Origin of the sequence: Parabacteroides vesiculifaciens (assembly GCF_049860805.1) — a bacterium.
Taxonomy (GTDB): domain Bacteria; phylum Bacteroidota; class Bacteroidia; order Bacteroidales; family Tannerellaceae; genus Parabacteroides.
Map to the genome: position 1 here is coordinate 2797067 of NZ_CP187555.1, position 12222 is coordinate 2809288.

At 48.3% G+C, this 12222-nt stretch carries 11 protein-coding genes; 5 read left to right on the plus strand and 6 right to left on the minus strand.

What is annotated here, in order from left to right; genetic code table 11:
* Position 1 precedes the first annotated feature (1 nt).
* Positions 2-475, minus strand: a complete 474-nt coding sequence (rlmH, locus tag ACPYIV_RS11425) for a 23S rRNA (pseudouridine(1915)-N(3))-methyltransferase RlmH (RefSeq protein ID WP_293734414.1) — start codon at positions 473-475, stop codon at positions 2-4.
* 90 nt (positions 476-565) lie between these two features.
* On the opposite strand from rlmH, the gene ACPYIV_RS11430 reads away from it, so the two are divergent.
* From ACPYIV_RS11430 to ACPYIV_RS11440, 3 genes are all read left to right on the plus strand, one after another.
* On the plus strand, positions 566-937 hold the full coding sequence (locus ACPYIV_RS11430; protein WP_293734415.1) for a DUF4783 domain-containing protein: 372 nt from the start codon (positions 566-568) through the stop codon (positions 935-937).
* Positions 938-946: 9 nt separating this feature from the next.
* On the plus strand, positions 947-1804 hold the full coding sequence (gene nadC, locus ACPYIV_RS11435; RefSeq protein WP_293734416.1) for a carboxylating nicotinate-nucleotide diphosphorylase: 858 nt from the start codon (positions 947-949) through the stop codon (positions 1802-1804).
* Positions 1805-1885: 81 nt separating this feature from the next.
* The gene (locus ACPYIV_RS11440) at positions 1886-2143 is read left to right on the plus strand and encodes a DUF6722 family protein (RefSeq protein WP_425883071.1); all 258 of its coding nucleotides are present in this window, start codon (positions 1886-1888) and stop codon (positions 2141-2143) included.
* 159 nt (positions 2144-2302) lie between these two features.
* On the opposite strand, the gene ACPYIV_RS11445 is transcribed toward ACPYIV_RS11440, so the two are convergent.
* Positions 2303-2878 (minus strand): acyltransferase, encoded by a 576-nt coding sequence (locus ACPYIV_RS11445; RefSeq protein ID WP_293734418.1) that lies wholly within the window; start codon positions 2876-2878, stop codon positions 2303-2305.
* Positions 2879-3580, minus strand: coding sequence for an SAM-dependent methyltransferase (locus ACPYIV_RS11450; RefSeq protein ID WP_425883073.1), 702 nt, complete (start codon positions 3578-3580; stop codon positions 2879-2881).
* Positions 3581-3714: 134 nt separating this feature from the next.
* Here ACPYIV_RS11450 and ACPYIV_RS11455 point away from each other — a divergent pair, with 134 nt between their 5' ends.
* Positions 3715-5118, plus strand: coding sequence for a methyltransferase RsmF C-terminal domain-like protein (locus tag ACPYIV_RS11455; protein ID WP_425883075.1), 1404 nt, complete (start codon positions 3715-3717; stop codon positions 5116-5118).
* Here ACPYIV_RS11455 and ACPYIV_RS11460 read toward each other — a convergent pair.
* Positions 5113-6000: an Rpn family recombination-promoting nuclease/putative transposase gene (locus tag ACPYIV_RS11460; protein WP_425883077.1), complete on the minus strand. Its 888-nt coding sequence runs from the start codon at positions 5998-6000 to the stop codon at positions 5113-5115. The two genes, ACPYIV_RS11455 and ACPYIV_RS11460, sit on opposite strands and share 6 nt — an antisense overlap.
* Before the next feature lie 1048 nt (positions 6001-7048).
* Here ACPYIV_RS11460 and ACPYIV_RS11465 point away from each other — a divergent pair.
* A complete protein-coding gene (locus ACPYIV_RS11465; RefSeq protein ID WP_300760854.1) occupies positions 7049-7372 on the plus strand; it encodes a hypothetical protein in 324 nt (107 codons plus the stop codon).
* 22 nt (positions 7373-7394) lie between these two features.
* Here ACPYIV_RS11465 and ACPYIV_RS11470 read toward each other — a convergent pair whose 3' ends face one another.
* Positions 7395-9773, minus strand: a complete 2379-nt coding sequence (locus tag ACPYIV_RS11470) for an ABC transporter permease (protein ID WP_425883079.1) — start codon at positions 9771-9773, stop codon at positions 7395-7397.
* Between the two features lie 64 nt (positions 9774-9837).
* Entirely contained in the window at positions 9838-12204 is a 2367-nt protein-coding gene (locus ACPYIV_RS11475; protein WP_425883081.1) for an ABC transporter permease, read from the minus strand.
* Between the last annotated feature and the right edge of the window lie 18 nt (positions 12205-12222).

Below are 12222 nucleotides of genomic sequence, written 5' to 3' on the forward strand. Positions count from 1 at the left end.
ATTATTCATGATGATACGGTTCGTTATTCAGGATCGTCATCGCCCGGTAGATCTGTTCGATAAAGATCAGCCGGATCATCTGGTGGGAGAAAGTCATTTTGCTTAAGGATATTTTCTCGGCGGCGGCTTTATAAACCGCATCGCTGAAACCGTACGGGCCTCCGACAACAAAAACTAAGCGTTTCGGGACCGTATGCGTCTTCCTTTCTATATAAGTAGAAAACTGCATCGAGGTGAATTCTTTTCCTTTCTCATCCAACAAAACCAAATAGTCGCCCGGCTGTAATGTTTTCAAAATCAATTCACCTTCTTTCTCTTTCTGCTGCGATTCGGAAAGGTTCCTGACGTTCTTAATGTCAGGGATCACTTCCATTTCAAAAGGGATATAATGGACCAGGCGGTTCTTGTATTCATTGATCGCTTCCACAAAATAACCGGCATCCGTCTTGCCGATCACAACCAGTGCAATTTTCATTCGTTTACATTTTAGAGATTGAGGACGCTAAATTACAGGAAAAAATACATACCTTTGCATGATAATACTCACAAAAAGAGGAGAAAGCTTATGAAACGATTATTTCTTACGTTGGCATTGGTTCTCTCGGTACTGAGTGTAATGGCTGCCGATATAGTTCCTATATCGAACGCTTTTAAAGGAGGTAACGCCTCGTCGCTCAGCGGATCAATGGACAAAGAAGTCGACATGGCCCTACCGGGCTCATCCAAAAAGTGCAACGCAAACGACGCTGTTTCAATGCTGAATGCCTTCTTCGGAGGGAACAAACCGACAGGATTCACAGTCGTCCACCATGCTGATAAAAAAGAGAACGGTTTCTTTGTCGGCAAACTGCCTACTTCGACCGGCGAATATCGCGTAAACGTGACATACCGCGCAGAAGGAAGCAAAGCGGTTATACAGTCTATCAGAATTGAATAAACAAAAGATATGAACGTAAAAGAAACAAAAGAACAACTGATTGCGGAACTGATCCGCCTGGCATTTGCAGAAGACATAGGCGATGGCGACCATACGACTTTATGTTGCATCCCGGCAACGGAGATGGGTAAGAGCCAGCTGATCGTGAAGGAAGACGGCGTACTGGCCGGCGTCGAAATGGCCGAACGTATTTTCCATACATTCGACCCGGATCTGAAAATGACGACATTTATCCATGACGGAGCCGAAGTGAAAAAAGGCGATATCGCTTTCGTTGTCGAAGGCAAGGTACAGTCGTTGTTACAGACGGAACGCCTGATGCTCAATGTTATGCAGCGCATGAGCGGTATTGCAACCACAACACGCAAATATGTCAAGGCTCTGGAAGGGACGAAAACGCGCGTGCTGGATACACGTAAAACGACTCCGGGCTTGCGTATGGTCGAGAAAGAAGCGGTAAAAATCGGCGGCGGCGTCAACCATCGTATCGGGTTGTTCGATATGATCCTGCTGAAGGACAACCATGTGGACTTTGCCGGCGGCATCGAAGCAGCCATCACACGTTGCCATCAGTATCTGAAAGAGAATAACAAGGATCTGAAGATTGAAATCGAAGTCCGTAACTTCGACGAATTGCAGGAAGCGATGCGTGTCGGGGGTATCGACCGTATCATGCTGGACAACTTCAATACAGAGAATACAAAGAAAGCTGTCGAAATGGTTGCCGGACGTTATGAGCTGGAATCTTCAGGTGGCATCACATTTGCCACGCTTCGCGATTATGCGGAATGCGGTGTGGATTATATCTCGGTCGGGGCACTGACACACTCTGTCAAGGGACTGGATATGAGCTTTAAGGCTTGCTAAAGATATTTATTCCGATAAAGTAGATGGCGTAAGGATTTTTACTTATCTTTACGCCATTATTAACATCTAATCAGAACAACTATGAAACAATTGCAGAAAAATTCGTATTCTTACAGGAAGAAGCATCCGAAAGAGATCTCTCCCAAAGTACTAAAAGCGATTTACTTAGAAATGAGTAAATATTCTTTGGATCTTTCAAAACTAACCTTCGGCGGGATAATATTAACAATGATCACAAATGCAGATATGAATAGAATCATTACATTTGCAATTGGATGTATATCTATTATAGTATTAACAATAATAGGATTTGTCCTATACAAAAAAGGAAAGGAATAATTATGATAGAAAGTTATTTATTAGCAGGTCTATTCGGAGTTATCTCTTTAGCAGGGATTATTTTCCTCATCTTTATCCGGACTCCGAAAGGAAAGAGATGGTTCAACGGGGAATATTAAACCTTCATCATACATATTCCGGGGCAAGCGGACCTCGCCCCTACGAAATACGCGTTACGACGTCACCCTCTAATTGGTATTGCTGATTGCTCTCCGGGCATGTGGCGATACCTTTTTCATTGAAGGATAGGCGATGCCCGTATTCGCTTACCCAACCGATCCGGCGGGAGGGGTTGCCGACAACCAGAGCATAGGGCGGGATGTCTTTGGTGACAACGGCTCCTGCACCGATCATGGCATATTCGCCGATCGTATGGCCGCAAACGATCGTTGCGTTCGCACCGACAGTAGCCCCTTTGCCGACATACGTTTTCAGGTACTGGTCTTTGCGGGAAACGGCACTGCGTGGATTGACCACGTTGGTAAAGACACAACCGGGTCCCAGAAAGACATCATCCCCGCAAGTCACGCCGGTATAGACGGAGACATTGTTCTGTACCTTCACATTATTTCCCAGAACCACCTCCGGGGAAATCACTACATTCTGCCCGATATTGCAGCCCCGTCCGATCGTACATCCCGGCATGATATGGGAAAAATGCCAGATACGGGTACCGTCGCCGATCGTACATCCGGGATCGATAACGGCTGTTTCGTGTGCCTGATAGGTTGCCATTTATTTATAGATTAAGAAGATTGTCGGTTTCTTGCTCAGATCGGGGATCTTGCCGGCCCATTCCTTGACGGGGCGGGTGCGGATATATTCGTCTTCGCAGGTGATATTCGAAGCGATGCACAATTTGGTCGAAGGGCGGCACGTGCGGACCAGCTCCTCCGCCAACTTATTATTGCGGTAAGGCGTTTCGATGAACAACTGCGTCTGGTTCTCGGAATAGATGCGGCCCTCTAACTTTTTGATCGTATTCGTACGTTCCGAAGCATCGATCGGCAGATAGCCATGAAAGGCGAAACTCTGCCCGTTAAAACCGGAGCCCATCACCGACATCAGGATCGAAGAAGGGCCGACCAGCGGGACCACCTTGTAGTTTTTACGCTGTGCGATCGCCACCACATCCGCACCCGGATCGGCAACAGCCGGACAACCGGCCTCCGAGATCACGCCAACCGGTTCGCCTTTCGCCAAAGGAGCCAGATAACCGGCGACTTCTTCTGGCGACGTATGCTTGTTCAATTCATAAAAGACAAGATCGTCTATCACGATGGAAAATTCCGTCTTTTTCAGGAAACGGCGTGCCGTTCGCACATTTTCGACAATGAAATGACGGATGGAAAGGATGACTTCCCGGTTGTATTCGGGAAGCACCCGGCGATGTTCGACGTCGCCAAGCGTGACGGGGATAAGGTAGAGAGCGGACATGAATTTATGATTTATGATTTATGATTTATGATTTATGATTTATGATAAAAAGGGCGACATGGCCATAAATCATAAATCATAAATCATAAATCTTACGCAAAAGTAGTATTTTTGCCGGAAACAAGTAAAAAAAGATGGCACTTCCGATAGATTTTATCACACGTACCCGTGCATTGCTGGGAAATGAGTTCGACAGTTTCGAAGCGGCGTTGCAGGCCGACGTCCCCGTCAGTATCCGTATCAACGAGAAGAAAGGGACGCCTGCTCCATGTGCCGGACAACCGGACAGCCGGGTTGCCTGGTGCGGGACAGGCTATTATCTGCCCGAAAGGCTTTCGTTTACCTTCGACCCACTGTTCCACGCCGGGGCCTACTATGTGCAGGAAGCATCGTCCATGTTTCTCGAACAGGCGATCCGCAGGTATGTGGAGAAGCCTGTCCGCTGCCTCGACCTTTGTGCCGCGCCGGGGGGCAAATCGACCCACCTCAGCAGCCTCTTGCCGGAAGGCAGCCTGCTTGTCAGCAACGAGGTGATCCGCAGCCGCAGTAATATACTGGCCGAGAATATCGCCAAATGGGGAAATCCGAACTGCATCGTGACGGGCAACGATCCGGAAGAGATCGGCCGCCTCACGCACCTCTTCGACGTGGTCGTGGCTGATGTGCCCTGTTCCGGCGAAGGTATGTTCCGCAAAGACACCGACAGCACAGGCGAATGGAGCATCGCCAACGTCGAACTCTGTGCCGGACGCGGACGCCGCATCATCCACGACATCTGGAACGCACTGAAACCCGGCGGCCTGTTGATCTACAGCACCTGCACCTACAACACGGAGGAAGACGAAGAGAACATTCATTATATCATAGAAGAATTAGGAGCCGAAGCATTGCCCATTCCGGTCGAGGACGAATGGCAGATCACCGGCCCGCTCAAATATGACCATCCGGCCTATCGCTTTTTCCCGCACAAGACAAAGGGTGAAGGCTTCTTCCTGGCCGTCCTGCGCAAGGCGAACACCGAAACAGAGGAGCTCCGGTTCAAAAGCAAGAACAAGAAAGAAAAGGGGAAAGCAGCGCCGACCATCCCGGAAACGGTCAAATCCTATCTGTCGGATGCGCCCTCTTTTTCTCCCGAATGGACCGGGAATATCCTCCGGATGCACCCCGAACCGGTCCGGGAGGTTTATCCTTTGCTTCGCGAGCACCTGCGCATTCTTTCGGCCGGGATCTGTATCGGCGAGGTGAAAGGGAAAGATTTTATCCCCGCCGAGGAGCTGGCGCTCAGCACGGCGTTGCGCCCGGATGCTTTCCCTGTGGCAGATTTAGATTGGAACGATGCTATCCGGTATCTGAAAAAAGAAGCCCTTCTCCTGCCTGCCGGCACTGAGAAAGGCTACGTATTAATCCGTTACAAAGGATTTCCGCTCGGTTTCGTCAAACATCTCGGCAACCGCGCCAACAATCTTTATCCGCAAGAATGGCGCATCCGCACAGGGTATGTGCCGGAACGGGTGAGGACCATTCTATCTCCCTTATAAAGAAAGGATCACCTCTTTGCTCAGTCCGGTACTATTTACGATAGTAGCAATATCCATGCCCATACGTTTCAGATTGGCTGCGACTTGGCACAAACCTTTTTCTATACCTTCTTTCATGCCTTTCTCCATTCCGTCTTCAAAACTGGTGTCGAGGGCGGCAGAGAGATCGCGTTCGACGGAAAGGCTCAACTCGTATTCCAGGCGCTGATCGGGAGTCATACGCTCTACCTCCACGATGCTTTTCAGCTTCCGGAATATCTGATTGTTCAGTTCTTTAGGTAATCGTTCCATGATCTCGATGTTGTTTAAGACATATAACCACTTCTTATAAAGCGTATCACACTCATGCAAAGGTAATACAAATTTCGGCATTTCAAGATAGATTTCATTGAGCGTTTCACTAAAAGGAATCTTCAACTCACGATCCATGCGGACGATGTCCCAACGGTATTTGTCTGGCAACGACGGTTCCATGACGTAATTCAAGATACAGACAACGTACACCTTGCTGATCTGGTAGTTCCAGCGCCTACGGATCGTCTCGTCGGATTCCTTCTCCAACTTTTCCTTTACGATCATAGACTGTTGCTGGATAGCGAATGAGGCATAATATAACACTCTGTCGGAAAAATACTTCTGACGGCTTTTCTGCATCTCGCAAATAAAGACTTCGCCTTTTTCGTTTTCACAGAAAATATCAAAAACAGCCCGACGCTGATCCTGTTTCAGACCGAGCATCTCCACATTGCGAAACGTTATATCAACGATTACTTCCTGCTGAATGACTTCATTAAGAAAACTGATGATAAGATCTTTGCTCACTTCACTGCCGAAAATTTTCTTCCAGCCGTAATCCGAGAAGGGATTGACAAATTTGTTCATAATTAAATGTTTTAGTTATGCCTAATGGCAGGCATCCCCCAAATGTAGGCATTTATATTTAGATGAAGTGCATATTGGATAGGTTTGTTTCACATTTTGGCAGAGGTGAATCACAAATAATGATTTGCCGATATATTTAAGGTGTCGCTGTAGGGGCGGGTTCTAAACCCGCCCGATTGCAACATGTCTATTTGTCGATATCGGGCAGGTTTAGAACCTGCCCCGACAGAACGACAATCATTTCGACAACGATGTCATTCCATTACACCCATAAATCATCATTTAATTGGCTCATTATTTCCCCGTTTTGAATGCGAGTCATGTATGTTAAAAAAGAATGCCTACCCCTATCCAAAAAGGTCGGCACTTCTTCCGAAAAAGGTTAGCGCCTTTTGGGAGACGGCCTATAACCTTTTTACCAATAGGATATAGGCTGTAATTTTTACCCTTTAGGCCATATTTTACAGGTCGGGAGCCAATAATTACCGGATACCTCCCATTATCAGAAAAAACAAATGGGGTTCACCCTCCCGTAAAACGATAAATTTCAAGAGTTTGCAGTGAAGGAAAAAAAATAGAGCTGCTCAGAACTATTTTTCCCGGAAAAACGAACGGCATTCACAGCATTCACTGTAAAACAAAGATTTAACCGGACTTACAATAGTGTGAACCCAATCCTGCCATGACAAAGACACCACATACAGATAAAAATCCTTACCAAACCCCGAAAATAATTAATCCAGCCGTAACATTCTTTTTGTAAACTCCATCAAATATTCTATCTTTGCCATCGTTACCGAAGAGAAATGCGGTAATTGTTATAGGACATTTAATTATCTAAGAGTAAAACTGGAAATTTTAGGCAACTGATATTTAAATGTTCGTGCTCTGCTTATGTAATTTTTGTTACGATAAGCGGGGGTACGGACATTTTATGTATTCTCAGTTGTCGGGTGTTCCAGTACCTACTCTTAGGGTTTATGTATATGTTACGTGCCCCTTTTTTATGCGGTCGCGGAACATATCTAACTTAAAAAAACAGTAGGATATGGAAAAAAGCCTTGAATCTCTACGTTGCATTGCTAACCTCATCCCGGAACAATGTGCATGCGAGATCGTAGCGTCTCTTCGCCCCGCTCTTGACGAGTGGGAAATTATTTGTTTCGGCGGTTGCCTGATATTCGCGATGGATGATGATCCCGACCTCGTCATACCGTTGGCCACCATACACGGGACATATATCACAAACGATACCTTTTACATCCTTTGCCGGAACAGGGCTTTGCACTATTTTGACCGCGAAAAGCACCTCCACAAAGTCAAATTCCTCGACGATACCGACGAAGATATCTTTTGCAGGATGTGGAATTGATGCGCAGTGCTTTTCAAAAAGTTTATTCACTCTTCACCACTTCGGCCGGATTGCTGTTGGCCGCCCTCAACACTTGCCCCAGGACGGTGAGAAGCACCACTGCGACCACTCCCGTTATCACTCCTGCCAACAACCATACGGGGATATCCGTGCGATAGGCGTACCCTTGCAGCCAACGGCTCATGGCTATGTAAGCCAACGGGAGGGCTACCACGCCGGCAAGCATCACTTGCACCGTATATTCACGGAAGAACATACGGACGATATCGCCCACTTTGGCCCCTACGACTTTACGGACAGCTATTTCCTTGCGCCGGCGCTGCGTGGCGGCGGAGGCCACGGCATAAATACCGAACAACGAAATCAGCAGGCAAACGACCGCCAGAACGGAAAACATTTTCAGGCCGGCTTGCTCCGAGCGGTTGAGGTCGTCGTACAGGTCGCCTATGGGTGTCAGGCGGGCATCAGCCAACGTAACATCGACTTCGGGAAGGATAGCTGTGATCCGCTGCATGGCTTCCTGTTCCTGGCCGGGTACAACGTGGATATACAGAATGTTGTCTGTCACAATCTCATTCTGCGAATCCGGTTGCCTGAAGATAGTCGGCAAGATTTGGCTACGGAGTGACAACGTATGAAAATCTTTAACTACGCCTACGACCTTGTATTCTTCTATATAATCAGGATCTCCCATAAAGACAGACATCCGGATGGTGGTACCTACCGGTTCGCCGAGTCCCATGACCCGGACAGCCTCCTCGTTGAGAACGATTTTATGATCCCCGCCCTCATCTATCCATTTCCCCTTAAGCATATTCAACTTGAATGCTTCGGCAAAATAGTTGTCAGCCGGGATAACATTGAAGGCGGGCTTTTCGCCGGCCGGTTTACCCGCCCATTCCACCAATGTGACCATCTCATCGAGTTTGGCATCGTGGCGGGGTTCAAAAGTGGTAGTCGTGACATCTACAACTTGCGGTATCGTTTTCAGTCTATCGATCAGAGCGGTCCGTACAGTCTTCTTGATATGGGGAAGCAAACCGGACAACTGGATGATACAATTGCGGTCGAACCCTAAATCTTTGTGATTGACAAAATGCATTTGCATCATCACGACTAAGGCAGAAATAATAAACACCATACTGACGGCAAGCTGCATGGTGACGGCCATACGCCGCAAGACAGGCTGCCCCGTCGCCTTCTTTTCCGCACCGGCGCGCATGGCCAAATGGCTCAACCGCCAGAACAGCATAAAACCGACGAACAATATCAACACCATCATCCCTATTCCACAAACAACAAACAACAGCATCAACCGGGACAATTCCATCTCGATATCCAACAACCCGGAGAATGCAGGGCGAGCGGCAAAAACAAAATAGCAGGCCGGCAACAGCGCCAGAAAGATTGCACAAGACAATTCGAACAGCATCTGCCGGATAAGCTGGCCGCCCGAAGCACCGTGAACCGCACGTAAACGCAATTCCCGCAGACGCTGACGGAAAAGGTCGAGATACAAGTTCAGAAAGTTGAACAGGGCACTGAACAGCAACAGTATTCCGAAAGCGACAAACAAGCGGATAAAATTCAACGTAAACATCAAATTGGTGTTCAACTGGTGGCGGACATCGCCCACGGGTAATATACGCAACTCGATATTGTCGTTCACACCCAGCCGGGAAATATAATCACGCAACTGTTCCCCCAACTCGCCGATATCTGTTTGAGGGTGTAACTTCACATAGGCTTGTGTGTTAAAAAGAGTCCAGAACATCTTATTCGTGTCACCGGGTGCCAGATCATAGAAAATGAGAGCATCAAACGGCAAATTGGTGTTGGCTGGCGGATCTTTTACTACGGCAGTGACAGTGTAAGGCGGATAAAAGAAATAATACAGGCTTTGTATCTGCTGCCCAATGGCTTTCTCTGCATCACCGAACAAACGGATGGCCATCGACTCCGTAAGGATTATATTATACATAACAGCCAACGGATGTTCGGAATTACCGCAAACAAATTCCTGCGGAAAGACACCGAAAAAAGTACGATTGGTAAGCAACGTACGCAAGCGGATATAGGGCATCCCCTCGGTGCTGCAAATATTCGTTTCGGGATAAAAACCGGTGGAGGCTTCGGTTGCCGGAAACTCTTCGCGAAGTTTCGACACCAACGGTTCCTGAACCATTTCATTCACCTTGCCCGATTGCTTTTCCACAGCATAGACACGGTAAATATCCTTGGCACCGGGATAAAAGCTGTCGTAAGTCGTTTCATAACGCATCCAATAGAGTGCCGGCACGAAACAGGCAAGACTAAACGCCAAACTGAAAATTCCTGTCAGCGACTGCGTTCTGTATTTCCACATATTGCGGAAAGCGATTTTCAGATAAAGTGCAAGCATGATACTATCAAATTAAAATTACGACTTTAGAAATAAAAGCAAAAAGGATGATACAGCCTCTTGCCTATTCACTCTTCACCACCTCGGCCGGATTACCGTTGGCCGCCCTCAACACTTGCCCCAAGACGGTGAGCAGCACCACTGCGATCACTCCCGTGAGTACTCCCGCCAACAACCATCCGGGGATATCCGTGCGATAGGCGTACCCTTGCAGCCAGTTGTTCATGGTAAAATAGGCCAGCGGAAGTGCAAAGACACCGGCAATGACCACCTGTAGCGTATATTCGCGGAAGAACATACGAACGATCGTTCCCGCTTCGGCACCGACCACCTTGCGGATTGCAATCTCTTTACGGCGACGGCGGGAAGCGGCGGAGGCCACGGCATAGATACCGAACAACGAAATCAGCAGGCAAACGACCGCCAGGACGGAAAACATTTTCAGGCCGGCTTGCTCCGAGCGGTTGAGGCGGTCGAACAGGTCGCCTATGGGTGTCAGGCGGGCATCGGCCAACGTAACATCGACTTCGGGAAGGATTTCCATAACCCGGCGGATCACCTCCATCTCCTGTCCGGGAACAATACGCAAATACAAGACATTACACAACCGTGACGAAGGGAAGAAAAGGGCAGGCTGGATACGGTTGCGAAGCGACAACAAATGGAAGTCTTTTACCACACCCGCCACTTCATAATCGGCAACGGAATCCTCTTCGAACAGAGGCATACGGATAACCGTCCCCACCGGGTCACGAAGCCCCATCACCCGGACCGCCTCCTCGTTGAGGACCACCTTTCGCATCTGTCCTTCCTCCCACCACTTTCCATGAAGCAGTTTCAAACGGAACGTCGAAGCAAAACGCTCGTCTGCGGGAACCAGATAAAAAGAGCTGTTCGCAGATGATTGCTCCCCTGGCCATTCCACCCGGTTCGACAGATGATAGGGAGGCACCTCATGGCGAGGTTCAAAATAAGCATCGGTCAGCGTTTCGACCTGGGGAACAGCCTTCAACTTCTCTATCAAGGCGGCTTCCACTTTTCCTGAATAATCCTGAAACCCGGACAACTGTATGACTCCGTTACGATCAAACCCCAAATCTTTGTGATTGACAAAACGCATCTGCATCATTACGACGGATGCGGCAAGGATAAACACGACACTGACAGCAAGTTGCAAGGTGACAGCCATACGCCTCAACACCGGCTGCCTCGTATTCTCCCTTTCCGACACCGGCAGCATGGTCAAACGGCTTAATCGCCAAAAAGCAACAATACCGACAAGGAGTATCGAAGCCAGCAATACGGCACTACAAGCCAGGAAGAACAAAACCAATTGCGACACCCCTATTTCAATGTCCAACAACCCTGAAAAGGCAGGACGGACAAGTATTACCAGAAGACATGCCAACAATAAGGCGATCAGAGTCGAACAAGCCAGTTCGAAAAGCATCTGCCGGATCAGCTGGCCACCCGTAGCTCCGTTCACCCTGCGCAAATACAACTCCCGGAGACGCTGGCGGAAAAAGTCGAGATGCAAGTTCAGGAAATTGAATACCGTCGATAACAACAACAATATCCCGGAAGCGACAAACAGACCTATGAAATTCAGCGTAAAGGGCGCATCCGAGTTCAGGTGGTGACGGATATCGCCGATGGGCAACATCCGCAACTCGACATTGGCGTTAGTTCCCAACCGGGAAGTCAGATCACGCACTTGCCCTGCCAGTGCACCGGCATCTGCATGTGGATTCAGTTTCACATACAAATCAAAGAAGAAAAGGCCCCACTGTTGTTTTTCATCTATTTCAGCAAATTGCTTGACCATATTGCTGTAAATAATCGCGTCGAACGAGAAATTCGAGTTGGCCGGCGGGTCTTCCACCACTGCCGTGACCGTATAGGGCGGCCAATCCGCCCTTATCGTATTCTGCACCTGTTGCCCGATCGCCTTTTCCGGATCGCCGAACAAGCGGGTAGCCATCGTTTCCGTAAGCACGATATTATCTATCACTTGCAGCGGACGTTCGGCATCGCCGCAAATAAACTTCTGCGGAAAAACATCGAAGAAAGCGTTCTCGGCATAAAGCATGCTCAACCGGACATACGGGATGTTATCGGTACGGCAGTTCTCCTCCTGCCCGGTTATGCAAACGGCAGAGGCTTCTACTGCCGGAAACTGCTCACACAATGTCTTCTCATAAACTTTCGAAAGGCTTTTGTTGACATTGCCGGACTGTTTATCTACGCCATAAATACGGTAGATATTCTCCGCTTCCGGGTAAGAACTGTCGTAAGACGTTTCGTAATACATCCAATAAAGGGCGGGGACGAAACAGGCAAGGCCAAATGCCAAACCAAAGATACCGGTCAGCGACTGCGTCCTGTATTTCCACATATTGCGAAAAGCGATTTTCAGATAAAGTGCCAACATAATACGATCAAATTTAAA